The organism is Micromonospora sp. AB353 (assembly GCF_049538395.1).
Classification (GTDB): domain Bacteria; phylum Actinomycetota; class Actinomycetes; order Mycobacteriales; family Micromonosporaceae; genus Micromonospora; species Micromonospora aurantiaca.
The window spans coordinates 1-24,388 of sequence record NZ_JBMVFV010000008.1 but is presented as its reverse complement, the minus strand read 5'-3'; the positions used below and the strand labels follow the sequence as shown (position 1 = coordinate 24,388).

20 protein-coding genes and 1 pseudogene are annotated in these 24,388 nt (G+C 73.9%); 15 read left to right on the top strand and 6 right to left on the bottom strand.

From position 1 onward, the window contains the following. Window positions 1-13 precede the first annotated feature (13 nt). Genes ACPCK6_RS06355 through ACPCK6_RS06300 form a run of 12 tightly spaced genes read left to right on the top strand, consistent with a single transcriptional unit; the run spans window position 14 to window position 14,431 of the window. Window positions 14-1,024: an ABC transporter permease gene (locus ACPCK6_RS06355; protein ID WP_013285149.1), complete on the top strand. Its 1,011-nt coding sequence runs from the start codon at window positions 14-16 to the stop codon at window positions 1,022-1,024. Further along, the gene (locus tag ACPCK6_RS06350) at window positions 1,024-1,908 is read left to right on the top strand and encodes an ABC transporter permease (RefSeq protein WP_013285150.1); all 885 of its coding nucleotides are present in this window, start codon (window positions 1,024-1,026) and stop codon (window positions 1,906-1,908) included. Before ACPCK6_RS06355 ends, ACPCK6_RS06350 begins: the two co-directional genes overlap by 1 nt. Before the next feature lie 2 nt (window positions 1,909-1,910). After that, on the top strand, window positions 1,911-3,944 hold the full coding sequence (locus ACPCK6_RS06345; RefSeq protein ID WP_423480637.1) for an ABC transporter ATP-binding protein: 2,034 nt from the start codon (window positions 1,911-1,913) through the stop codon (window positions 3,942-3,944). Further along, complete coding sequence (locus ACPCK6_RS06340) at window positions 3,941-5,992, top strand: hydantoinase/oxoprolinase family protein (RefSeq protein ID WP_423480577.1); 2,052 nt, start codon at window positions 3,941-3,943, stop codon at window positions 5,990-5,992. The genes ACPCK6_RS06345 and ACPCK6_RS06340 overlap by 4 nt, the downstream gene beginning before the upstream one ends. Further along, window positions 5,989-7,677 (top strand): hydantoinase B/oxoprolinase family protein, encoded by a 1,689-nt coding sequence (locus tag ACPCK6_RS06335; protein WP_423480576.1) that lies wholly within the window; start codon window positions 5,989-5,991, stop codon window positions 7,675-7,677. Before ACPCK6_RS06340 ends, ACPCK6_RS06335 begins: the two co-directional genes overlap by 4 nt. Then, entirely contained in the window at window positions 7,670-9,340 is a 1,671-nt protein-coding gene (locus ACPCK6_RS06330) for a hydantoinase B/oxoprolinase family protein (protein WP_423480575.1), read from the top strand. Before ACPCK6_RS06335 ends, ACPCK6_RS06330 begins: the two co-directional genes overlap by 8 nt. Then, window positions 9,337-10,602, top strand: coding sequence for an amidohydrolase family protein (locus ACPCK6_RS06325; RefSeq protein WP_423480574.1), 1,266 nt, complete (start codon window positions 9,337-9,339; stop codon window positions 10,600-10,602). The genes ACPCK6_RS06330 and ACPCK6_RS06325 overlap by 4 nt, the downstream gene beginning before the upstream one ends. Further along, entirely contained in the window at window positions 10,599-11,012 is a 414-nt protein-coding gene (locus tag ACPCK6_RS06320) for a nuclear transport factor 2 family protein (RefSeq protein WP_423480573.1), read from the top strand. Before ACPCK6_RS06325 ends, ACPCK6_RS06320 begins: the two co-directional genes overlap by 4 nt. Then, a complete protein-coding gene (locus tag ACPCK6_RS06315) occupies window positions 11,009-12,013 on the top strand; it encodes a zinc-binding dehydrogenase (RefSeq protein ID WP_396880712.1) in 1,005 nt (334 codons plus the stop codon). The genes ACPCK6_RS06320 and ACPCK6_RS06315 overlap by 4 nt, the downstream gene beginning before the upstream one ends. Continuing rightward, on the top strand, window positions 12,010-12,339 hold the full coding sequence (locus ACPCK6_RS06310; RefSeq protein ID WP_423480572.1) for a TIGR04076 family protein: 330 nt from the start codon (window positions 12,010-12,012) through the stop codon (window positions 12,337-12,339). The genes ACPCK6_RS06315 and ACPCK6_RS06310 overlap by 4 nt, the downstream gene beginning before the upstream one ends. Then, window positions 12,336-13,334: an LLM class flavin-dependent oxidoreductase gene (locus tag ACPCK6_RS06305; RefSeq protein WP_396880710.1), complete on the top strand. Its 999-nt coding sequence runs from the start codon at window positions 12,336-12,338 to the stop codon at window positions 13,332-13,334. Before ACPCK6_RS06310 ends, ACPCK6_RS06305 begins: the two co-directional genes overlap by 4 nt. A 5-nt stretch (window positions 13,335-13,339) precedes the next feature. Beyond that, window positions 13,340-14,431, top strand: coding sequence for an alpha/beta hydrolase (locus tag ACPCK6_RS06300; protein ID WP_423480571.1), 1,092 nt, complete (start codon window positions 13,340-13,342; stop codon window positions 14,429-14,431). A gap of 74 nt (window positions 14,432-14,505) precedes the next feature. Here ACPCK6_RS06300 and ACPCK6_RS06295 read toward each other — a convergent pair whose 3' ends face one another. Continuing rightward, window positions 14,506-15,141, bottom strand: coding sequence for a helix-turn-helix domain-containing protein (locus tag ACPCK6_RS06295; RefSeq protein ID WP_228532064.1), 636 nt, complete (start codon window positions 15,139-15,141; stop codon window positions 14,506-14,508). A gap of 143 nt (window positions 15,142-15,284) precedes the next feature. Then, the gene (locus tag ACPCK6_RS06290; protein ID WP_423480570.1) at window positions 15,285-15,965 is read right to left on the bottom strand and encodes a hypothetical protein; all 681 of its coding nucleotides are present in this window, start codon (window positions 15,963-15,965) and stop codon (window positions 15,285-15,287) included. A 480-nt stretch (window positions 15,966-16,445) separates the two neighbouring features. Here ACPCK6_RS06290 and ACPCK6_RS06285 point away from each other — a divergent pair, with 480 nt between their 5' ends. Further along, window positions 16,446-19,583, top strand: a complete 3,138-nt coding sequence (locus ACPCK6_RS06285; RefSeq protein WP_423480569.1) for an ATP-binding protein — start codon at window positions 16,446-16,448, stop codon at window positions 19,581-19,583. Here the strand turns inward: ACPCK6_RS06285 and ACPCK6_RS06280 are convergent. Together ACPCK6_RS06280 and ACPCK6_RS06275 are read right to left on the bottom strand one after the other, a co-directional pair. Continuing rightward, window positions 19,567-20,313 (bottom strand): ABC transporter permease, encoded by a 747-nt coding sequence (locus tag ACPCK6_RS06280; protein ID WP_318333226.1) that lies wholly within the window; start codon window positions 20,311-20,313, stop codon window positions 19,567-19,569. The genes ACPCK6_RS06285 and ACPCK6_RS06280 overlap by 17 nt on opposite strands. Continuing rightward, on the bottom strand, window positions 20,310-21,251 hold the full coding sequence (locus tag ACPCK6_RS06275) for an efflux ABC transporter ATPase subunit, DrrA-related (protein ID WP_423480568.1): 942 nt from the start codon (window positions 21,249-21,251) through the stop codon (window positions 20,310-20,312). Before ACPCK6_RS06275 ends, ACPCK6_RS06280 begins: the two co-directional genes overlap by 4 nt. A 93-nt stretch (window positions 21,252-21,344) precedes the next feature. On the opposite strand from ACPCK6_RS06275, the gene ACPCK6_RS06270 reads away from it, so the two are divergent. After that, entirely contained in the window at window positions 21,345-22,532 is a 1,188-nt protein-coding gene (locus tag ACPCK6_RS06270) for a DUF3800 domain-containing protein (protein WP_423480567.1), read from the top strand. After that, complete coding sequence (locus tag ACPCK6_RS06265; protein ID WP_423480566.1) at window positions 22,529-23,518, top strand: BtrH N-terminal domain-containing protein; 990 nt, start codon at window positions 22,529-22,531, stop codon at window positions 23,516-23,518. Before ACPCK6_RS06270 ends, ACPCK6_RS06265 begins: the two co-directional genes overlap by 4 nt. A 3-nt stretch (window positions 23,519-23,521) precedes the next feature. Here the strand turns inward: ACPCK6_RS06265 and ACPCK6_RS06260 are convergent, their stop codons facing one another. After that, on the bottom strand, window positions 23,522-23,947 hold the full coding sequence (locus ACPCK6_RS06260; RefSeq protein ID WP_423480636.1) for a VOC family protein: 426 nt from the start codon (window positions 23,945-23,947) through the stop codon (window positions 23,522-23,524). A 45-nt stretch (window positions 23,948-23,992) separates the two neighbouring features. Beyond that, a pseudogene (locus tag ACPCK6_RS06255) lies at window positions 23,993-24,388 on the bottom strand (hypothetical protein); the annotation flags it as partial.

Sequence of the window (24,388 nt, the reverse complement as noted above, 5' to 3'; positions counted from 1 at the left end):
ACACCACCCACCCATGCGTATCTTCCGCTTCGTCGTCAGGCGACTACTCCAGCTGATCCCCGTTCTGCTCGGCGTGGTCGTCCTGGCCTTCCTCCTGGTCCGGGTGCTGCCGGGCGATCCGGTCCGCAGCATCCTCGGGCAGAACGCCACCGAGGAGGACGCCGCCGCCGCCCGGGCCCGCTTCGGGCTGGACCAGTCCCTGTGGCAGCAGTTCCTCGACTACCTCGGCGGGCTGCTCACCGGTGACTTCGGGACGTCGATCCAGAGCGGCAGCTCCGTGGGCTCGGAGATGGCGCTGCGGGTGGGTCCGACCCTGGAACTCGTCGTCATCTCGGTGAGCATCGCGCTCGTGGTGGCGACGGTGCTGGGCATCTGGTCGGCCAAGCGGGCCAACCGGGCCGGCGACCACAGCGTCCGGATCTTCGCGCTGGTCGGCAACTCCGTACCGGAGTTCTGGCTCGGCCTGGTGCTGGTGCTCGTCGGCTACAGCATCCTCGGCTGGTTCCCGGCGCCCAACGGCCGGGTCGACCCGGACACCGGCCTGACCCCGCTCACCGGCGCCGACCTCGTCGACGCCGTCCTCACCGCCAACGGGCCGGCGATCGCCTCGGCCGCGGCGTACCTGGTGCTGCCGGTGCTGACCCTCGTGGTCGGCGTGGTGGCCCCGCTGCTGCGCAGCGTCCGGGCCTCCGCGCTGGAGGTGCTGCACTCGGAGTCGTACGCCGCGGCGAAGGCACACGGGCTGCGCGACCGCACGCTGCACTACGGCTACCTGCTGCGGGCGACGCTGGTCCGGCTGCCGTCGCTGGCCGCGCTGGTCTTCGGTACGGCGATCGGCTCCACCGTGCTCGTTGAGTACGTGTACTCGTGGCAGGGCTTCGGCCAGTGGGCCCTGCGCGGCCTGCTCTACCGGGACTACCCCGTGGTGCAGGCGTCGGTGCTGGTCATCGCGCTGTGCTACGTGCTGGTGTTCCTCATCGCCGACGTGGTCCACGCGATCCTCGACCCGAGAGTGAGGCTCTGATGGCCGAGCTGCGAACCGTCCCCGACGGCCCCGCCGCCGCGCCGGTGGTCGTGCCCGGCGGCGATCGGGACAGCCGATTCGCCCGCCGCATGATCATCGCCGGGGCGAGCATCCTGTCGGTGGTCGCGCTGCTGGCGGTGTTCGCGCCGCTGCTGAGCCAGTGGGGCGAGACCGAGATCGACGCGGCGAACACGCTCGTCGCGCCGGGCGGCAGCCACCTGCTCGGCACCGACGGCAACGGCATGGACATCTGGAGCCGGGTGCTCTACGCCGCCCGGCTCGACCTGGGCATCGCGCTGGCCGCGGTCGCGCTGGCGGTGGTCGTCGGCACGCTGCTCGGCCTGGTCGCCGGCTACTTCGGCGGCTGGCTCGACGACGTGCTGATGCGGGTGGTCGACATCTTCCAGTCGTTCCCCACGTTCATCCTGGCGCTCGCCGTGGCCGCCCTGCTCGGCAACGGCACCATCAACCTGATCATCACGATCGCGGCGGTGAACGCGCCGGCGTACGCCCGGCTGGTCCGCGCCGAGGTGCGGTCGCTGCGGGAACTGCCGTTCGTGGACGCCGCCATCACCTCCGGCGCGTCGCCGGTCGGCGTGCTCTGGCGGCACCTGCTGCCCAACAGCCTCACCCCGGTCCGGGTGATCGCGCCGCTGAACTGCGGCTGGGCCATGCTCACCCTGGCCGGGCTCTCCTTCCTCGGCCTGGGCGTGAGCATCCCCGAGGCGGAGTGGGGCGCCATGATCAGCCTCGGCGCCGCGGACGTGGTCGGCGGCCGGTGGTGGACCTCGGTCCCGCCCGGCCTGGCCCTGTTCGTCTGCGTCCTGGGGTTCAGCCTGCTCGGCGAAGGCCTGCAGGACCGCGCGAACGCGAAGCGGCGGTGACCATGCTCTCGATCGAGAACCTCTCCGTGACGATCCGCCGGCCCGGCCGGCAGGTCGCCGCGCTCAGCGGCGTCAGCTTCGCCGTCCGGCCCGGCGAGGTCGTCGGCCTGGTCGGCGAGAGCGGCGGCGGCAAGAGCATGGTGGCCCGCGCCATCGTCGGGCTGCTGCCCGGCGGCTCGCACGCCACCGGCCGGGTGCTGTTCGGCGACTCGGACGTGCTGCGCATGGACGACACCGCGCTCGCCGCCCACCGCGGCCGGGGGGTGGCGATCTGCTTCCAGAACCCGCGCGGCGCGCTCAGTCCCACCCGCACCATCGGCAAGCAACTCGTCGACCGGCTCGCCACCCACCAGGAGATGTCCGGCGAGCGGGCCCGGGAGGCGGCGCGCGAGCTGTTCGAGGCGGTCGGCATCCGCAGCCCGCAGCGGCGGCTCGATGCGTACGCCCACGAGCTGTCCGGCGGCATGGCCCAGCGTGTGATGATCTCGCTGGCCACCGGCTGCGCGCCGGAGCTGCTGATCGCCGACGAGCCGACCACCGGCCTCGACGTGACGCTGACCCGGGAGATCCTGCGCCAGTTCCGGCACGCCGCCGACACCGACGGCCGGGGCGTCCTGCTGATCTCGCACGACCTGGCGTCCATCGCGGAGGTCTGCGACCGGGTGGTGGTGCTCTACGCCGGCACCGTGGTGGAGAGCGGACCGGCCGCGCAGGTGCTGCGGGAGCCCGCGCACCCGTACACCCGGGCGCTGCTGCGGTCGGTGCCGGACGTCGGCGGCCGGCCGGTCGTCGCCACCCCCGGCGCCATGCCGCTGCTGACGCAGGCGCCGCACAACTGCCCGTTCGTCGCCCGGTGCGCGCACGCCGACGGCACCTGCTCGTCCCGGCGCCCGGCCACCGTGCCGGTGCCCGGCGGCGGCGAGTGGTCGCTCGCCTGCTTCCACCCGCAGACCCGGCCGCTGGACGCCGACGTGCCGCAGGTGTCGCACACGCCGCCCACGTCCGGCGCGGTCGCGGCCGGCACGGACCCGAAGCCCGCGGTGCTGGAGATCGAGGACGCGCACGTCGTCTACCGCAGCCGGTTCGGATCCGGCGGTCACCACGCGCTGCGCGGCGTCACGCTCCGGCTCGGACCGGGCGAGACGCTGGGCGTGGTGGGCGAGAGCGGCTGCGGCAAGAGCACCCTTGCGAAGCTCGTGATGGGCCTGGTCGCGCCCACGTCCGGCACCGTCACGGTCGCCGGGCAGGCGCTGGTCAAGCAGCCGGGCCGCCCCCGCCCACGCGGCCGGGCGCTGCGCCGGGCCCGCACCCGGGCGCAGCTCGTGTTCCAGGATCCGATCGGTTCGCTCAGCCCGCGCCGTCCCGTCGGCGACTCCATCGCCGAGCCGCTGCGCGCCGCGGGCCTGTCCCCGGCCCAGCGGGAAGAGCGCGTCAACGCCGTGCTTGACCGGATGGAGCTGGACCGGTCGATCCTCCGGCGCTACCCGCACGAGCTGTCCGGCGGCCAGGCGCAACGCATCGGCATCGCCCGCGCGCTGGTCGGCGAGCCGGACCTGATCGTCTTCGACGAACCGACCTCGGCGCTGGACGTCACCGTCCAGGCGCAGATCCTCGACGTGATCGCCGACGTGGCCGCCGACGCGGACCGCGCCTCGGTGTTCATCTCCCACGACCTGGCCACGGTGCGCGGGTTCGCCGACCGCGTCGTGGTGCTCTACCTCGGCCGGGTCGTCGAGGAGGGACCGGTGGACGTCGTCTTCGACACGCCCCGGCACCCGTACACCCGCGCGCTGCTGGGCAGCGCCCCCCGCCTCGGCGGGACGGCCGGGTCCGACGGCGAGTCCGTCGAGCTGGTCAAGGACCTGGAGGAAGCCGACGCCGCGACCGGGTGCCCGATGGCCGCCCGGTGCCCGTTCGTCACCGACCGGTGCCGAACGGAGCAGCAGGAGCTTCAGTCGTACGGCGAGAGCCGGGCCGCCTGCTGGCGCGTTCCCGAGCTTCCCGCCCTCATCGGAAGGCAGGCTGTCACGCCATGACCCGTCGCCCCATCCGGCTCGCCGTCGACATCGGCGGGACCTTCGTGGACGCCATGGAGCTGGACACGCGCACCAACCGGGTCCGCTTCCGCAAGGCGGCCACGACCCCGGCCCGGCCCGCGGACGGTGTCCTCAACGCGATCACCGCGCTCGGCACCGACCTGTCCGAGGTGGAGCTGTTCATCCACGGCACCACCCTCGGCCTCAACGCGGTGCTGGAGCGTCGTGGTGGCCGTACCGGCATCATCACCAACGAGGGCTTCCGGGACATCTTCCTGATCGGCCGCGGCAACGTGCCGTCCGACCACATGTACGACTTCCAGTACCAGCGGCCGGAGAGCCTGGTGCAGCGCCGCTTCACCGCCGGCGTGCGGGGCCGGCTCGACTACCGGGGCCGCGTGGTGGAGCCGCTGGACCCGGACAGCGTCCGGGAGGCCGCCCGCACGCTCGTGGTGGACCAGCAGGTCACCTCGATCGCCATCTGCTTCCTGCACTCGTTCCTCGACCCGAGCCACGAGCGGGAGGCCGCGCGCCTCATCCACGAGGAGTTCCCCGAGGTCAGCCTGTCGCTGTCGACAGACATCGTGCGCGAGTACCGGGAGTACGAGCGCACCAGCACCACCGTGCTGGAGGCGTACATCCGGCCGATCTTCGAGCGGTACGTGGACGAGCTGGAGTCCGGCCTGGCCGAGCGCGGCTTCGCCGGGCGCTTCCTGATCATGCGCTCCGGTGGCGGCTCGATGACCAGCGCGGTCGCCAAGACCGCACCCACGCACACCGTGCTGTCCGGCCCGGCCGGCGGCATCGTCGGCGCCGCGTACGTCGCCTCCGAGCTGGGCCGGGACAACGTGCTCACGTTCGACATCGGCGGCACCTCGCTGGACGCCTGCGTGATCGAGCGCGGCAACCCGGTCGCCGCGTACGAGGCCCAACTGGAGCACTTCCCGCTGCTCATCCCGACGTACGACATCCGTACCATCGGCGCCGGCGGCGGATCGATCGCCTGGCTGGACCACGGCCTGCTCAAGGTCGGCCCGCAGAGCGCCGGCGCCGACCCCGGCCCGGTCTGCTACGGCCGAGGTGGCACCAGGCCGACTGTGACCGACGCGGCGGTGGTACTCGGCTACATGGACCCGGACCGGTTCCTCGCCGGCACCATGGGCCTGCGCGACGCCGAGGCGCGCGCCGCGATCCAGGAGCAGCTGGCCGATCCGCTCGGCCTCAGCGTGGAGAACGCGGCGGCGGGCGTGTTCGACGTGCTGCTGGCCCGCACCGTCGGCGCGGTCCGGCAGATCACCGTCGAGCGGGGGCACGACCCCCGGCAGTTCGCGCTGCTCGCGTTCGGCGGGGCCGGCCCGTTGCTGGCGCCGCTGCTGGCCCGGGAGATGGGCATCGGGGAGGTGGTCGTGCCGTTCGCGCCGTCCGGCTTCTCCGCCTGGGGCATGCTCTCGGCCGACATCGTCAACGACTTCAGCCGTACCGTGATGGCCACGCTCGACGACGCCGACCTGTCGGAGCTGGAGCAGCTGTTCAAGGCGGTCGAGGCCGAGGCGGTCGCGTCGCTGGTGGCGCAGGGCGTGCCGGCCGGCGAGGCGGTGCTGGAGCGGCAGTTCGAGCTGCGCTACCTGGGCCAGGAGCACAGCCTGATGGTCACCGTCGGGCGTGAGCTGGACCGCGACGCCGTCCGCGCCGCGTTCGACGAGACGCACCGCGCCCGGTACGGCCACACCATGGGCAACCCGCTCCAGATCCTCAACCTGCGGGTGCGCGGCATCGGGCGCACCGATCGGCCGGAGCTGGAGACCCTGCCGCGCGGCGACGGCGACCCGTCGCAGGCGCTGCTGGCGCACCGCGACGCGTACGACTTCGGGCAGCAGGCGGTGGTGCCGTTCGCGGTCTACGACCGGGCCCGTCTGGCGCCGGGCGACACCTTCGACGGACCGGCGCTGGTCGACGAGGGCACCTCCACCACAGTGGTGCCCAGTGGTCAGCGGGTCACCGTCGACGACCACGGATACCTGCTCGTCACCCTGGAGGAAGCCGCATGACCACGCTGGACGGAGCCCAGGTCGAGGTCGTCCGCAGCTATCTGCTGTCCGCCGCGGAGGAGATGCGGGCCACCCTCATCCGTACCTCGTTCAACCCGGTCATCTACGAGGTGCACGACTTCGGCCTGTCGATGTACGACGCCGACCTGCGGCTGGTCGCCGAGGCCACCGGGCTGACGTTCTTCCTCGGCGCGAACGACTTCTCGCTGCGCAAGGGCGTGGAGTACGTGGGCCGGGAGAACCTGCACCGCGGCGACGTGGTGCTGCTCAACTACCCGTACTGGAACGCGGCGCACGCGTACGACGCGACGCTGTTCGCGCCGGTGTTCCGGCCGGACGAGGCGGACCCGGACGCGGACGGCGAGCTGGTCGGCTTCCTCTGCGTCCGCGCGCACTGGATGGACCTGGGCGCGAAGGACCCGGGTTATGTGCTCGACTCGACCGACATGCACCAGGAGGGGCTGATCTTCCCGGGCACCAAGGTCGTGTCCCGGGGCGTGCCGGTGCGCGAGATCCACGAGTTGATCCGCTTCAACTCGCGGATGCCCGACGCGGTGCTCGGTGATCTGCACGCGCAGATCGCCGCGCTGCGCACCGGCGAGCGCCGGATGCTGGAGATCATCGAGAAGTTCGGCCGGGCCACCGTCGACCAGGCGATCGACCGGATCATCGCCGACGGTGAGGCCCGCGCCCGGGCGGCGCTGGCGACGCTGCCGCAGGGCACCTGGACCGCCGAGGACTGGGTGGACGACGACGGCATCACCGACGACCCGGTGAAGATGCGCGTCACGGTGACGATCGACGACGGAAACTTCATCGTCGACTTCGCCGGCTCGGCCCCGGCCACCCGCGGCCCGATCAACATGCCGTTCGGGGCGACCGAGGCGATCTGCAAGGTCGTGCTGAAGTCGCTGACGTCGCGGGACGAGCCGTCGAACGCCGGCACCGTGGCGCCGCTGGAGGTGCGGGCCGAGCCGGGCAGCCTGTTCCATGCCGTCTACCCGCAGCCCACGTTCACGCTCTGGACCGGCATCGTCGCGGTGGAGCTGATCCTCAAGGCGCTGGCGCAGGGCATGCCGGACCGGCTGCCCGCGTCCTCCGGCGGCGACGTGCCCGGCTTCATGATGGTCGGCGTGCACCCGGACACCGGCAAGATGTTCGCGGTCAGCAACAACGACCTGGTGGGCTGGGGCGGCACCGCGCAGCACGACGGCATGGACGCCGCCACGCACGTCTCCGGCAGCACCGGCCGGGGCACCCCGATCGAGGTCATGGAGGCCAAGACCGGGATGTTCTTCGAGCGCTGGGAGATCCGCGCGGACTCCGGTGGCGCGGGTCGGTTCCGGGGCGGCTGCGGCCTGCGGCGCGACATCCGCTTCCTGACCCCGGGCGAGTTCCTCACCGTCATCAAGAAGACCAAGAGCGCGCCGTGGGCGCTCGACGGCGGCGAGCAGCCGGAGCCGAACCAGATCGTCGTGTTCCCGGGCACCGACCGCGAGCACCGGGTGAGCACCAAGCGCACCGTGGTGGCGGCGGGTGACCGGGTCACCCTGCTGACCGCCGGTGGCGGCGGGCACGGCGACCCGCGCGGCCGCGACCCCGAGGCGGTGCGGCGGGACGTGGCCGAGGGGTACGTCTCCCGGGAGGCGGCCCGGGACGTCTACGGAGTGGACGTCGATGGGTGAGCCGACGGTCGACGGGGCGACCGTCGAGGTCGTCCGCAGCCATCTCGTCTCGGCCGCCGAGGAGATGCGGGCCGCGCTGGTGCGCACCGCGTTCAACCCGGTGATCTACGAGGTGTACGACTTCGGCATCTCCGTCTACGACCGGCGGCTGCGGCTGGTCGCGGAGTCCACGGGGTTGTCCCGCTTCCTCGGCGCCAACGACTACTCGCTGCGCAAGGGCGTCGAGTACGTCGGCGTGGAGAACCTGCACCGCGGCGACGTGGTGCTGCTCAACTACCCGTACTGGAACGCGGCGCACACGTACGACGCGACGATGTTCGCGCCGGTCGTGCTGCCGGACAGCGAGGAGCTGATCGGCTACCTGTGCATCCGGGCGCACTGGATGGACCTGGGCGCCAAGGATCCCGGCTACGTGCTCGACTCCACGGACATGCACCAGGAGGGGATCATCTTCCCCGGCACGAAGGTGTACGTCAGGGGCGAGCCGGTGCCGGAGATCCACGAGCTGATCCGGTTCAACTCGCGGATGCCGGAACTCGTGCTCGGCGACCTCAACGCGCAGATCGCCGCGCTGCGGACCGGCGAGCGGCGGGTGACCGAGCTGTACCGCCACTACGGCCCCGCAGTGGTCGACGCCGTCGTCGACCGGGTGATCGACGCCGCCGCGCAGCGCGCCGAGGCGGCGGTGGCCGCGCTGCCGCAGGGCAGCTGGACCGCCGAGGACTGGCTCGACGACGACGGCGTGAGCGACGACCCGATCCTCATGCGGGTCACCGTCACCGTCGCCGACGGCGCGTTCACAGTGGACTTCGCCGGGTCGTCCCCGGCGGTGCCCGGGCCGGTGAACCTGCCGCTGGGCGCCACCATCGCCACCTGCCGGGTCGCGTTCAAGGGCGTCACCACGCCGCATGAGCAGACGAACGCCGGGCACTTCGCGCCCCTGCGGGTACGCGCCGAGCCCGGCACGCTGTTCCACGCGCAGTACCCGGCCGCGACGTTCACCCAGTGGACCGGCACCGTCGCGCTGGAGCTGATCCTCAAGGCGCTGGCCCAGGGCATGCCGGACCGGCTGGCCGCCTCCTCCGGCGGCGACGTGCCCGGGTTCATGATGGTCGGCCGGCACCCGGACACCGGCGACATGTTCGCGGTCAGCAACAACGACCCGGTCGGCTGGGGCGGCACCCCCCGGCACGACGGCATCGGACCGGCGAACCACCTGTGCCAGACCCAGGCGCGCAACACGCCTGTGGAGGTGCTGGAGTCGAAGACCGGCATGTTCTTCGAGCGCCTGGAGATCCGTACCGACTCGGGTGGCGCCGGCCGGTTCCGGGGCGGCTGCGGCCTGCGGCGGGACATCCGGTTCGTGACGCCGGGTGAGTTCCTGTCGGTGATCAAGAAGACGAGGAGCGCCCCGTGGGCGCTGGCCGGCGGCGAGCAGCCGGAGCCGAATCAGGTGGTCGTCTTCCCGGGCACGGACCGGGAGCACCGGGTGAGCACACGGCGTACCGCGGTGGCGGTGGGGGATCGGGTGACGTTGCTGACCGCCGGTGGCGGCGGGCACGGTGACCCGAGGAGTCGGGATCCGGAGGCGGTACGACGGGACGTGGCCGAGGGCTACGTCTCCGCGCGGGCCGCCCGAGACGTTTATGGAGTGATCACGTGAGTGCCGCCTATTCGCCCGAACAGCCGAGCGTGCTGCTCGGCAACTGCACAGTGCTCGATGCCCGCGTGGTGGACGGCATTGCGCCCGTGACCGGTGCCGGGGTGTGGGTCCGGGGTGACCGGATCGCCGCCGTCGGGCCGTACGCCGAGGTGGCCGAGCAGGCGCGGGCCGCCGGCCGGCTGACCGAGGTGGACCTCGACGGCGCGTACGTGACGCCCGGTCTGGTCAACATGCACACCCACTTCTCGCTGTCGCTGCCCGGCTCCGCCGGCGAGGGCGTCAAGGGGATGGGCGCGTACGACCTCGCCCACTACATGGCCGACGGGGCGCGGCGCACGCTGCACTCCGGTGTGACCACTGTGCGCTGCGTGGCGGAGAAGGACCACGCCGACTTCGCGTTGCGGCGGGCGATCAACGCCGGGCGCGTGCCGGGTCCGCGCATCTACACCGCCGGCCGGGCGCTGGTGTGCACCGGCGGGCACGGCCACGAGAGCAACGACACGCTCGAATGTGACGGCCCGGTGGGCTTCCGCCACGGCGTCCGCAGCCAGATCAAGGCGGGCGCGGACCTGATCAAGGTGATGATCTCGGGCGGTATCGCCGGTGAGCACGAGAGCATCCACACGCCCCAGTTGTTCGCCGACGAGATGACCGCGGTGATCGAGACCGCGCACGCGTGGGGCCGCAAGGTGACAGCGCACGCCGGACCGGCCGACGTGATCGGCGCGGCCGTGGAGCTGGGACTGGACTGCGTGGAGCACGGCTACCAGCTCACTCCGCAGGTCGCGGCGCGGATGGCCGAGCGCGGCACCGCGCTCGTGCCGACGCTGCTGGTGACCCGGTGCAAGGAGTTCTTCGACGAGCTGGGCGTGCCGGAGTGGATGCAGTGCCGGTCGCTCGGCGCCGGCCCCCGGCACCTGGAGAGCTTCGACATGGCGATCGCCGCCGGGGTGGAGGTGCTGCTCGGCAGCGACATGCCCCCGTTCTGGGAGTTCGAGGGCACCACCGCCTCGATCCGGGAGCTGGAGTACATGTCCGAGCGGATCGGCACCGCGCGGGCCATCCACGCCGGCACGCTCGGACCGATCCGGTGGCTCGGCGCCGAGTCCGACCTCGGCACCGTCGAGGTCGGCAAGCTCGCCGACCTGATCGCGACCGACGCCGACCCGCTCGCCGACACCTCGGCGTTCCGGGACGTGCGGTGGGTGATGAAGGGCGGGCGGATCGCCCGCGACGACCGGAACCAGGAGGAGACGCGATGACGTTCGCGGATTCAGACGCCGCAGCGATCGCCGCCGGCATCGACGACATGTACGACGCGTTCCTCGCCGGGGACCAGCAGCGGTTCGACACGCACCTGGACCCCGACGTGACCACCTGGGAGACGCACCTGCCCGGGCCGCTGCGGACCCGGGCCGAGCTGGACGAGTACCGCGCCCGGCGCGACGCCGCGGGGCAGCGGCCCCGGCTGGCGGTGCTCGCCCCGCGGGACAAGCGCATCGACGTGTGGGACGACTTCGGCGTCGCCCGGTACGAGCTGGTCGCGCAGCTCGGCCCGGACGACGAGCCGGAGATCACCCGGGTCACCGACGTGGTGCGCCGGATCGACGGCCGCTGGGTGATCGTGCACCACCACGCCGAGCTGGTCCGGGAACCGGTGGTCGCGGCATGATCCGGCGGCTGGTCGCCGGGCGGACCGGCGAGCCGGCGGACGTGCTGTCGGTCGCCGAGCTGCCCGACGACCCGCCGCCCGGCCCCGGTGAGGTACGGCTCGCCGTCCGTACGGTGGGGCTGAACTTCCTGGACGTCATGCTCTGCCGGGGCGAGTACCCGGTGCGGCCGGACCCGCCGATGACACCCGGCGTGGAGACGGCCGGCCGGGTCGTCGCCGCCGGCGCCGGGGCCGAGCACCTGCTGGGTCAGGAGGTGCTCGCCTGCCCGGCACTGCCGCGCGGCGCGCTCGGCACGACCGTCACCGTGGACGCCGCGGTGGTGGTGCCGCGACCGTCCACCGTCGACCCGGTCACTGCGGCGGCGCTGCCGGTCACCTACCAGACCGCGTGGTTCGCGCTGGAACGATCCGGTCTCACCGCCGGGCAGACGGTGCTGGTGCACGCCGGCGCCGGCGGGGTGGGCATCGCCGCGATCCAGCTCGCCGTCGCCCGCGGCGCGCGGGTCCTGGCCACGGCGGGTGGCCCGGCCAAGACCGCGATCTGCCGCGATCACGGCGCCCAGGTGGCGATCGACTACACGGCGGACGACTTCGTGCCCGCCGTGCGCGCGGCCACCGGCGGGCGGGGCGTGGACGTCGTGGTGGACCCGGTGGGCGGCGACGTGTTCGCCCGCTCCTGGGAGTGCCTGGCGTTCGAGGGCCGCCTGGTGGCGGTGGGCGCGGCCGGTGGCGCGCCGCCGCCGGTGGACCCGCTGCGGCTGATGGCGGCGAACGCGACGCTCGTCGGCCTGTCCTGGGGCTCGCAGTACCCGTGGCAGCGCGCGTCGGCCGTCGAGGCCGCCTACCAGGAGCTGTTCGACATGTGCGCCTCCGGCGCGGTCCGGCCGCCGGTCAGCCGCGTCGTGTCGCTGGACGAGACGCCCGCGGCGCTCACCGAACTGGCCGAACGCCGGACCACCGGCAAGATCATCGTACGGATCGACGAAGGGGAGGGGCCGTGAGCGACACCGCCGGCGGCGACATGGAGATCTACGACCTGAAGGTGACAGTCGACCGGATCGAGGGCCGGTCGGTGTGCGGCATGGCCGTGGGCGACCACTTCGAACTGACGAACAGCGCGCACCTGCGGCTGCCCGAGGGAAAGCACTTCTGCGTGTACGCGCTCGCCTCGGTGCTGCCCTTCCTCGCCGCCAAGCAGCGTGACCTGGCGCCGGGGGACTGGCTGGCCCAGGACTCCCACTTCATCTGCCCCGACCCGGAGGAGCGGCTCGTCATGAAGGTGGAACGGACCTGCCGGCGCACGATGAACTCGGCGGACCTGACATGACCGTCGAGATCGGCCTCGGCCTGCAGAGCGACAAGCCGGCCGGCGCCTACGCCCGGCTGGCCCGCGCCGCCGAGGCGCACGGCTTCGACGTGCTCACCGTCTTCGGTGACCTGATGTACCAGCCGCCGATCTTCCCGCTGCTGGAGATGGCACAGGCGACCGAACGGGTACGCCTCGGCGCGGCCTGCCTGAACCCGTACTCGATGGCGCCGTACGAGATCGCCGGTCAGCTCGCCGCCCTGGACCTGGCCTCGCACGGGCGGGCCTACCTGGGTCTGGCCCGGGGGACCTGGCTGGGCGCTGTCGGCCTGCCGCAGCCGAGGCCGCTGACCACCATCGAGGAGGCCGTCCAGGTCGTCTACCGCCTGCTGCGCGGCGACCGCAGCGGCTTCACCGGGAAGGTCTTCTCGCTCGCCCCCGGCACCGCGCTGCGCTACGACGTGCGGCGGCCCGACCCGCCGCTGCTGCTCGGCGCGTGGGGCCCGCAGGGCGCGGCGCTGGCCGGGCGGATCGCCGACGAGATCAAGGTGGGCGGCAGCGCCAACCCGGACATGGTCCCGGTGATCCGGGAGCGGCTGCGGACGGGGGCGGAGAAGGCCGGCCGCGACGTCGCGGACGTCGGCATCGTGCTCGGCGCGGTGACTGTCGTCGACACCGACGGCGAGGCGGCCCGCGCGAAGGCCCGCACCGAGGTCGCCATGTACCTGGCGGTGGTGGCCGAGCTGGACCCGACCGTCGAGATGCCCGACGACCTGGTCAAGCGCGTCGGTGACCTGGTCGACGCGGGCGAGGACGAGGCGGCGGGCCGGCTGATCCCGGACGACGTGCTGGACCGGTTCGCCTTCTCCGGCACCCCGGAGCAGGTCGCCGCGCAGGCCCAGGCGCTCATCGACGCGGGCGTGCGCCGGGTCGAGTTCGGCACGCCGCACGGCCTCACCGACGAGCGCGGCGTGGACCTGCTCGGCTCGGCCGTCCTGCCGCTGCTGCGCAGGTGAGTCAGGTGCGGCTCACCGTGGTGGTCGGCCCCGGCCTGGTGGCCGACCCGGCTCTGCTGGCGTCGTTGACCGCCACCACCTGCGCCGAACTGGACGTCGCCGGTCAGGTGGTCACCGCCGGCTCGGCCGACGAGTTGCGGTCGCTGCTCGCCACGACGGACCAGCCGGTGGTGGCGCTGCCCGGCCCCACACCAGCGGCCCGTGCCCTCATCGGCGCGCAGCCGGCCGGCGTGGTCTGGTACGACCTGACCGTCGAGTCGCCGGTGCCCGGTGCGGTCCACCTGGCCGGGCGGGGACTGTGGGGCCTGGCCTGGGCGATCCGGCACGCCGTGCACCGCCTCCGCGCGCCGGCCACCCGGATCGCCTACGGCCCGGACCCGGACCAGTGGGGCGACCTGCGACCGCCGTCCACCCCGGACGCCGGGCCGGCGCCGGTCGCGGTGCTGCTGCACGGCGGGTTCTGGCGGTCCATCTGGGGCGCGGACCTGATGGACGCGCTCGCCGCCGACCTGGCCCGGCGCGGGTACGCGTCCTGGAACCTGGAGTACCGGCGCCCGGACCGGCACGGCTGGGACGCGACCACGCAGGACGTGGAGGCGGGCCTGCGCGCACTGCGGGAACCGGCCCGCGACCGGCTGGCCGACCTGGACCGGATCGTCGTGCTGGGACACTCGGCCGGCGGGCAGCTCGCGTTGCGTGCCGCGGCGGACCTGGCCGCCCGTCCGAGCGGGCCGCGTGTCGCGCTCGCGGTGTCGCTGGCCGGGGTGCTCGACCTCACCGAGGGCGAGCGGCGCTACCTCGGCGACGGCGCGGTCGCCGCCGCGCTGGGCGGGTCACCGGTGACGGCACCGCGCCGGTACGCCGAGAGCGACCCGATGCTCCGCCTGCCGACGGGGGTGCCCACACTGCTCGTGCAGGGGACGGAGGACAGCCTCGACCTCGTCGACGCCAACCGGCGCTACGCCGCCGCCGCGGCAGCCGCCGGGGACGAGATCCGCCACCTCGAACAGGCGGGGGACCACTTCGCCGTCATCGACCCGGCCTCGGTCATCTGGCGGGACACGATGACCGCCGTGGACGCGCGCCTCGGTCGCTGACGCCGGACGTGGAATCGCCCTCCGAGTTCACCTACGTGAACACGGAGGGCGATTCGTGGTGCCCGGTGCGCGGGTCAGAACAGACGGGGCGTGACCACCGAGACCACAGTCGTCACCGCGTCGGTGTCGTTGAAGAGCTGATGCGGCACCGACGAGCGCAGGTGCACGCTGTCGCCCGGGAACAGCCGGTGCTCGACGCCCTCGACCTCGTAGAGCAACTCGCCGGAGATGACGTAGGCGAACTCCTCGCCCCGGTGGCCGTACGCGTTCTCCCGGCGCCCGCCCGGCGCGATGTGCACCAGCATCGGTTCGAGCACCAGGTCCGGCCCCCGGTCGGAGAGCATGCGGTAGGTCTGCTGCCCGGACACGTACTGCGTCGCCGCAGTCTCCGCCCTGGTCAGCGTGAAGTGCCGGGGGAGCGAGGAGACGGTGCTGTCCGGCGAGGGCGTGCCCGCGTCGAAGAAGTCGGCAACCGACCGGTCGAGCGCCTTGGCGACACTGCCGAGCGCGGTCAGGCCGATGGAGGAGATGCCGCGCTCGACCTGGGACAGGAAACCGATGGACAGCCCGGAGCGGGAGGCGAGGCCGCGCAGGGTCAGCCCGCGTTCCTTGCGGTAGCGCCGGATCCGGCCGCCGACGACACCCGCTGGCGTGTTCTCGTCCGCGGCGCCACCGGAGCCGGCCTGCTCCGACGGCGGCTGACTGTTCATGGGCCGCACGAGGACCTCCTGTCGAGGTGGCGGGACGTCCGCCGGGATGTTCGATGCTATCGAACATCCCGGCCGGTGCGCGAGGGGCCGTGCGGCCGGTTTCCCCGCGTCGTCCCGGGTGGACCCCGGCCGGCGTCGCCCGCCTACCGCTTCACCAGGTTGCGCAGCGCCGAGAGCAGCGAGCGGTGGCTGACCTCGGCGTAGATCTTCTTGTCCGGTCCGTACAGGACCACGTACGGGCACTGCTGGTCGTCCCCGCCCATGGTCTTGTCCAGCAGCCTGCGGCCGGTCGCCACCTCGTACACCCGCAGGCGGTAGGTGGCCTTCAGCAGCGTCAGCGTGTCCGGCTTCGGGTCGTCGTAGCGGCACTTGCGGATCGTCGTGCCGGTGCTGGTGCGATCCAGGCAGGCGACCATCTGCACGACCTTCGGATCCTCCGACGCCCAGGTCCGTTCCACCCGCTTCGACAGGCCCTCGTCGTAGTAGTAGACCCGGTCGTGGCGGCGCGTGCCCATGTCGGTGTCGACGAGCAGCGCCACCGGGTGCGGCGCCGCTCCGGTGCGCTTCGGCGACTGCGGGAAGTAGAGGACGCCGTCGCACACGTCGTTGAGGTCGGAGATCTGCGCCGCCGGGAAGTCGCTGGGCTGCGGCCCGCGCGTGGAGGGCTCCACGCTCGCCGTCGCGCCCGGCGCGGGCGTCGTGCCGGACGACCGCCAGGGCGCCACCGGCGGCGCGACCGGCTCCGGCTCGGCCGTCTGTCGCGCGGAGGACCGCAGCAGGAACGCGCCGCCGATCAGGCCCGAGCACGCCACCAGCAGCAACACGCTCAGCGCCGCGACGGCGGCGACCAGTCCGCGGCTGCGGCCGGTCGACGGCGGGCCGGGCGGCGGGTACGCCCCGAACGGCGCAGCCGGCCCGAACGGCGCAACCGCGGTCGGCTGCCCGTAAGCCGGACCCGCGGTGGGCGGTGTGTAAGCCGGACCCGCGGTGGGCGGTGTGTAGGCCGGACCCGGCGGTGGCGGGCCGGGAGCGGCCGGCGACTCGCCGGACGGCGGCATCCAGGCGGTGTCTGCCCGCTGTTCCTCGTTCCCGGTCGCTCCCTGATCGGATCCGGCCCCCGTGTCGGACATGCGCATTCCCCCGTCGAACCCGTGCGGAGCGCGCAACCTATCAGGATCGGTGTCCCGGAGGTGCCCCGTACGAGATGGGTGCGTGAACCAGGTAGCGCCGGCACCTGCGCCCGGCCACCTGACCGGCGGGGGCGGCGACCCGGGCCGGGTCGCCGGTCGTGGCAGGATCGGCGGGTGCAGATCGGGTTGCTCGGGCCGTTCCAGGTCACCACGGACGGCGGCGTCCCGGCCGACGTGCCGGGCGCGCGGCTGCGCGCGCTGCTGGCCGCCCTCGCGCTCCAGCCCGGCCGGGTGGTCCCGAAGGCGGCGCTCGTCGACTGGATCTGGGGCGAGCACCCGCCCGCCGACGCGGCCAACGCGCTGCAACGCCTGGTGTCCCGGCTGCGCAAGGCCCTGCCGGCGGGCGCGGTCGACGGGCTGCCGGACGGCTACCGGCTCGTCGTCGAGCCCGACGCCGTCGACGCCGTACGGTTCGAACGTCTCGTCCGCCGGGCCCGCGACGGCGACGGGCCGCAGCGGGTCCGGCTGCTGCGCGAGGCGCTGGGCCTGTGGCGCGGCGACGCGCTGCGCGACGTCGGCCTGCCCGACAGCCCGGCGCTCGACGCGGCGGCCACCCGGCTGGAACGACTGCGCCTGACCGCGACGGAGGACCGGTACGACGCGGAGATCGGGCTCGGCCGGGAGGCCGATCTGATCCCGGAACTGACCGACCTGGCGGCCGCCCATCCGGTGCGCGAACGGCTCGCCATGTCGCTGATGCGCGCGCTCGTCGCGGCCGGCCGGGACACCGAGGCGCTGCTGGTCTACCAGCGCACCGCCGACGCGCTCGCCGACGCCCTGGGCGCCGACCCGTCCCCGGAGCTGTCGGCGCTGCACGTCGCCCTGCTGCGCGGCGAGACGGTACGCCGGGAGGACACCCGCCGGACCAACCTGCGCGCCGAGCTGACCAGCTTCGTCGGGCGGGACGCCGACCTCGCCGCCGTCGGCGCGCTGGTGGCCGAACACCGGCTCACCACGCTCACCGGGCCGGGCGGCTCCGGGAAGACCAGGCTGGCCACCGAGACCGGGCGCCGGCTGACCGGCGACCTGCCGGACGGCGCGTGGCTGGTGGAGTTCGCCGCCGTCAGCGCCGACGGGGACGTGGTGCAGGCGGCGATCTCCGGGCTCGGCCTGCGGGACGCGCTGCTCGGCGACGCGGGCAGCGCGGAACCGGTCGACCGGCTGGTCGCGGCGATCCGGGACCGGGAGATGCTGCTGATCCTGGACAACTGCGAACACGTCGTCGAGGCGGCGGCGACGCTGGCGCACCGGCTGCTCGGCGAGTGCCGGCGGCTGCGCATCCTGGCCACCAGCCGGGAACCACTCGGCATCACCGGGGAGACGCTGTGGCCGGTCGCGCCGCTCGGCCTGCCCGGCGGCGACGCCACTGCCGCCGAGGTCGAGTCGTCGCCCGCCGTGCGCCTGCTGCGGGACCGGGCCGCGGCGGTACGCCGGGACCTCGCGTTCGACGCCCGTACCGCGACGACGATGGCGCGGATCTGCCGCGCGCTCGACGGCATGCCGCTGGCGATCGAGCTGGCCGCGGCGCGGCTGCGCGCCATGTCCGTCGACCAGCTCGCCACCCGGCTCGACGACCGGTTCCGGCTGCTCACCGGCGGCAGCCGGACCGCCCTGCCCCGGCACCGGACGCTGCGCGCGATGGTCGACTGGAGCTGGGAACTGCTCAGCGACGCCGAACGCGCGGTGCTGCGCCGGCTGTCGGTGTTCTCCGGCGGGGCGAGCCTGGACGCGGCCGAGCGGGTCTGCGCCGGCGGCGCCGTCGAGGCGGGCGACGTGCTCGACCTGCTCACCGCGCTGACCGAGAAGTCGCTGCTGGTCGCCGCCGGCGACGTCGCGCCGCGCTACCGCATGCTCGGCACGATCAAGGAGTACGCCGCGCAGCGGCTCGCCGAGGCGGGGGAGGAGGACACCACGCGCCGCGCGCACCTGGCGTACTTCACCGCGCTGGCCGAGACCGCCGAACCGCGGCTGCGCCGCGTCGACCAGCTCACCTGGCTCGCCCGGCTGGACGCGGAGCACGACAACATCACCGCCGCGATGCGTGGCGCGCTCGCCGCGGGCGAGGGGCCCGAGGCGATGCGGCTCGCCGCCGGCGCCGGCTGGTACTGGTGGCTCGGCGGCCACCGCACCGAGGGCATGGAACTGATCGCCGCGGCCACCGAGGCGCCCGGCGAGGTGCCCGACGACATCCGCGCCGTGGTGTACGGACTCGTGGTGCTGTTCCTCAGTTCCGGGCCGGGCGACGCGCAGCACGCGGCCGAGTGGATCGACAAGGCGTACCGGTTGAGCGGGGAGGGCCGCGGCGGCCACCCGGAGCTGGCCCTGGTCGTGCCGATGGAGCGGATGTTGCGGGAACCGGACGCGCTGCTGCCCGCCTGGGAGTCGCTGCTCGACCACGAGGATCCGTGGGTACGCGCGCTGGCCCGGCTGCACCTGGGCAAGCTGCGGGTCATCCTCGGCATCGAGGCGGCGCAGGCGGAGGCGTGCCTGCGGCAGGCGCTCGCCGAGTTCCGGGCGGTCGGTGAACGCTTCGGGATCTCGTTCGCGCTCAGCGAGCTGGCCGAGCTGATCGCCGTACGCGGTGACGTCGCCGCCGCCTGCGACTACTACGAGCAGGCGGTCAGAGCGGTCACCGAGGTCGGCGCCGTCGAGGACGTGATCCGGATGCGGGCGCGGCTGGCCTGGCTGTACCGGCTGGGCGACGACGCGGCGGCGAGCGCCGACGCGCTGGCCGAGGCGCACCGGCTCGCCGCCGGGGTCGCCTGGCCGGGCGCGCTGGCCGAACTGGCGCTGGTCCGGGCGTACCTGGCCCGTCACGACGGTGACGCGGACGAGGCGTACGCGCAGCTGCGGTCGGTGTCGGCGCTGCTCGGCGACGAGGCGGACCTGGCCAGTGTCCGGGCGGGCACCCAGGATCTGCTGGGCTACCTGACCGAGGACGTCGAGCAGTCGCGTACCCATCGGGCGGCGGCGTGCCGCGCGGCGCGCGAGGGTGGCTATGCGCCGCTGACCGCGCAGGTGCTCGTCGGTGTCGCGGACCTGGCGTTGCGCCTGGACCGGCCGGACCAGGCGGCGCGGCTGCTCGGCGCCGCCACCGCGGTACGCGGGCAGCCCGACCGCACCCACCCCGACGTGCCCCGGATCGAGGCGGCGGCGCGCGACCGCCTCGGCGACGCGGGGTTCGCCGAGGCGGTCGCACAGGGCCGGGAGACCGGCTGGGAGCGGCTGGTCGAGGTCACGCTCGCTTCGTGAACGTGGACCGCGCCCACAGGTAGCCGACCACCGCGATGCCGGCGCACCAGGCGAGCGCGGGGATCACGTCGCCGGCCGACGGCGCGCCCTCGAGCAGGCCGCGCAGCGTCTCGATGATCGGCGTGAACGGCTGGTACTCGGCGATCTGCCGCAGACCCGGCCCCATCTTGTCGGCGGGCACGATCGCGCTGCTGAAGAACGGCAGCAGGACCAGCGGCACGGAGGCCATGCCCGCCGACTCCGGCGACTTGGCGAACAGGCCCAGCGCGACGGTGAACCAGCTGACCGCGACGCTGAGCAGCACCACCACGCCGGCCACGCCGAGCCAGTGCAGCGGTCCGGCGGCCGGGCGGAAGCCGAGCAGGAACGCCACCCCGACCAGGGCCGCTACCGCGAGGACGTTCGTCAGCACGGTGGCCACGACGTGGCCGGTCAGCACCGCGCCCCGGGAGACGTGCATGACCTTGAACCGGTTGATGATGCCCTTGGTCATGTCGGAGTTCACCGACGTCGCGGTGCCGCCGAGGCCGTAGCAGACCGCCAGCAGCATCAGGCCCGGCGTCGCGTAGTCGACGTAGTCGACGCCGACGGAGAACGCGTCGCCGAGCATGTACACGAACATCAGCATCACGATGATCGGCATCAGCACGGCGTTGAACACCGAGGTCGGGTTGCGGCGCAGGTGCGTCAGGTTGCGGCGCAGCATGACGACCGAGTGGTTCCTGCTCATTTGGCGGCCACCTCCGTGGTGCGGCCCGTCAGGGCCAGGAAGACGTCGTCGAGGTCGGGGGTCTGGACGGACAGGTCGTCGGCGCTGATCGCGTGCGCGTCGAGCCGGTCGAGCAGGGCGCGCAGCGCCGTGGTCCCGCCGTCGGTGGGCACGCGCAGCGCCAGCGCCTCCTCGTCGCGTACCGCCTCGGGCAGCACCAGCGCCGCCGCGTCGAGTTCGGCGCCGGTGCCGAACCGCAACCGCACGTGCGTGCCGGGGATCCGGCGCTTCAGCTCCTCCGGCGTGCCCTGGGCGACCAGCCGGCCCTGGTCGAGCACCGCGATCCGGTCCGCGAGGCGGTCGGCCTCGTCGAGGTACTGGGTGGTGAGGAAGACCGTCACGCCGCCGGCCACCAGCTCCCTGATGATCGACCACATGGTGCGGCGGCTGCGCGGGTCCAGCCCGGTCGTCGGCTCGTCCAGGAAGATGATCCGCGGCTCGCCGACCAGCGTCATCGCCAGGTCCAGCTTGCGGCGCATACCCCCGGAGTACGTCGACACCAGCTTGTCGGCGGCCTCGACCAGGTCGAACCGTTCCAGCAGTTCGGCGACGACCCGCTTGCCGGTCACCCGGTTGCGCGGGCCGAGGTCGACCATCAGTTGCAGGTTCTCCCGCCCGGTGAGCAGTTCGTCCACCGCCGCGAACTGCCCGGTCACGCCGATCGCCGCGCGGACCGCCTTGGCCTCGGTGGCCACGTCGTGCCCGGCCACCCGCACCGACCCGGCGTCGGCGCGGATCAGGGTGGTCAGGATGTTCACAGTCGTCGTCTTGCCGGCCCCGTTCGGGCCGAGCAGGGAGAAGATCGTCCCGGCCGGGACGTCCAGGTCGATGCCGTCGAGCACCACCCGGTCCTTGTACGCCTTGCGCAGCCCGGAGACCGCTATCGCTGAACTCGTCATGCGACCACCATGGGCGGCCGTACCGCCACCGCCCTGACACGGCGCTGACACGGCCGCTGACAGCTTGTCGGTGGGGCGGCGTACGGTCCCGCCGTGGATCGGGAGACGTTCCTGGCGGCGCTCGACGCCGCGGGAATGAGGCCGGCGTGGCCGAATCGGCTGGCCCCGGCGCGCCCGGTCGGCGAGCATGTCGGCATGGCCGGGGGAACGTCCACCACCAGGTTGCCGCTTCAGGGCGGGCTGCCGCCGTCCGGCGCGGTGACCGGGCCGGTGGTGGAGATCGCCTGCGACGAGTCCGGCTTCTCCGGCACCAACCTGCTCGACCCGGCCACTCCGGTGATCGTCCACGCCGGCGTCGACCTGAGCCGCGACGAGGCGGCCGAGCTGATCCGTACGCTGCGGTCCGGGTTCCGGTTCTCGCCCGACGAGGTCAAGTCCCGGCAGTTCCTGCGCCGCCGCGAGGCCGCCGAGGCGGTGCGGTGGTTCCTGTCGGCGCTGCGCGGGCGGGCGCACGTGCACCTGGTCGACAAGGAGTTCTTCCTCGCCACCCGGGTCGTCGACCTGCTGCTGGCCGAGCCGTCGTACGCGGCGGGCACCCGGCTGTCCGGTGACCGGCGTCCGGCCGCCGCGGCGCTGCACCGGGCCGGGCAGGCGGCCGGGGGCGGCTGGGCGGCCTTCCTCGCCGCCGTTGTCGAGATGCTGCGCACCAAGCGGCGGGACCGGGCGGACGACCGGAGCGTCGAGCGGTTCTTCGCCGCGCGGGACGCGCTGCGTCGCGACGTCGGCGACGCGCAGGCCGGTGCGGTCCTCGACGCGCTCGACCCGGCCCGGGTGGCAGCCGTGCAGGCCCGGTTGTACGCGGGCGACCGGACGATCCCGCCACCGCTGGAGCCGCTGCTGCCGGCATTGGCCGAGACCGTGCTGCACTGGAGCGCCGGCCGGCGGCGGGTGCTGGTGATCCACGACGAGCAGAGCGCGCTCACCGAGGACCGGCTGCGCCGCCTCCAGGCGGCACTGGCCGCGGGCGACCCGGCCGGCCCGTCACCGCTGGCCGGGCTGGTGATGACCGATTCGCGCGACGACCCGCGCGTCCAGGCCGCCGACCTGCTCGCCGGGGTGGCCCGCCGGATGTCCGGCACCCCCGGCGACGGGCCGCTGCGCCCGCTGCTGTCCCCGGCCCCCGACCACGGCCCGGACGCCGTCGTCGCGACGCACGACCCGGGCACCGCCGTCAGGGCGCACGACCCGAGCGCCGAGCCGGCGGAACAGGAGGCGACGTGATCCTCGACGACGTGACGCCTCGCCCCGGACTGCACTGCGAGACCACCACGCTCGGCGTGCTGACCCGGCACGCGGGCCTGGACCTGTCCGAGCCGATGCTGTTCGGCCTCGGCGAGGGGCTCGGCTTCGTCTACTGGGACGCCAAGAGCATGGACGTGCCGTTCCTCGGCGGGCGCACCAAGCCGCTGTGCGTGACCCGGGCCGCCGCCGGCCGCCTCGGCCTGGACCTGCGCGTCCGGGAGACGACGTCGGCGGCCAGGGCGTGGCGGAACGTCACCGACGCGCTGGACGCCGGGCAGCCGGTCGGCCTGCAACTCGACTCGTACCACCTGGACTACTTCACCACCAGGGTCCACTTCGGCGGGCACACGGTCGCGATGTACGGCTACGACGACACCCACGCCCACCTGGTCGACACCGCCCAGCAGGGCGGCGCGGTGACCACCACGCTGGACAGCCTGGCCCGGGCCCGCGCCGCGCGTGGGCCGATGACCGCGCGCCACCTGTCGTACACGCTCACCGCTCCCGGCGGCCCGCCGGACCTGGACGCCGCCGTCCGCGCGGCGGTACGCGCCAACGCCGGGGCGTTCCTCGATCCGCCGATCGCCAACCTCGGCCACCGGGGGATCGCCACCGCCGCCGCCCGGGTGACCCGCTGGCTGGACCGCGCCGCCGACCCGGCCCGCGACCTGCCGCTCGCCGCGACGCTGATGGAACGCGGCGGCACCGGCGGCGCGCTGTTCCGCGCCATGTACCGGGACTTCCTCGCCGAGGCCGCCACCGTCACCGGCGACGCCCATGTGCGCCGGGCACAGCTCATGTACGCCGGCATCGCGCCGCTGTGGACCACCGTCGCCGACCACCTCGCCACCGCCGGGCGGACCGGAGACGCCGCCCACCTGACCCGCGCGTCGGCGGTCCTGGCCGACCTGGCCGTCCGCGAACGCGAGGCGATGACAGTGCTGGCCGCGGTCGACGCGCGGTAGGCGTCAGCTCAGCTGCTCGGCCAGCGCCACGATGACGCCCGCCGGACCACGCAGGTAGCAGAGCCGGTAGACGTCCCCGTAGTCGGCCACCTCACCGATCAGCTCGCCGCCGTGGGCCCGCAGCCGGGCCACCGTGTCGTCGACGTCGTCCACGGCGAACATGACCGACCGCAGGCCCAGCGTGTTCGGCGGCGCGTCCGCCGGTTCGGCGGCGACGAGTGCCGGCGCCCGGAACCGCGTCAGTTCGAGCTTGCCGTGGCCGTCCGGGGTGCGCATCATCGCGATGTCGACCCGCACGCCGTCGATGCCGTTGACCCGGTCCACCCACTGCCCCTCGACCGGCATCTCGCCCTCCACCTCCATCCCGAGTTCGGTGAAGAAGGCGATCGCGGCCGGCAGGTCGTCCACCACGACGCTGACGTGGTCCATCCGCTGAAGCGTCACGCCCCGAGCATAGGGCGACACGCTGCCCGGTCAGCTCATGTCGAGCGTGTACGCGGCCTCCCGCACGTCGGCGTCCGGGTGACCGCGCAGCCCGGTCAGCAGCTCCCGCCACGGCGTCTTCCAGCCGAACTCCGACCCGTGCCCGACGAGCGTCACCGCGAACAGCCCGCCGGCCAGGTCGCCGCGCCCGGCGAGGTGGGCCACGGTGCCGGCGAGGGCCGCCGGGTCGGGCCGCTGCCGCATGGTGAGCAGACGCTCGCGGATACGGTGCGCGGTGCGCACCGCCACCACGGGCCGGCCGGCGCAGAGCGCGGCTACCTCGTCCAGGTCGTCGAGGCGGCCGAGGTCGACGAGCAGCCCGGTGGCCGTACCCAGGAAGGAGTCCTGGCCGGCGAGCCACCGCGCCGCCTCGACCAGCCCGGCCCG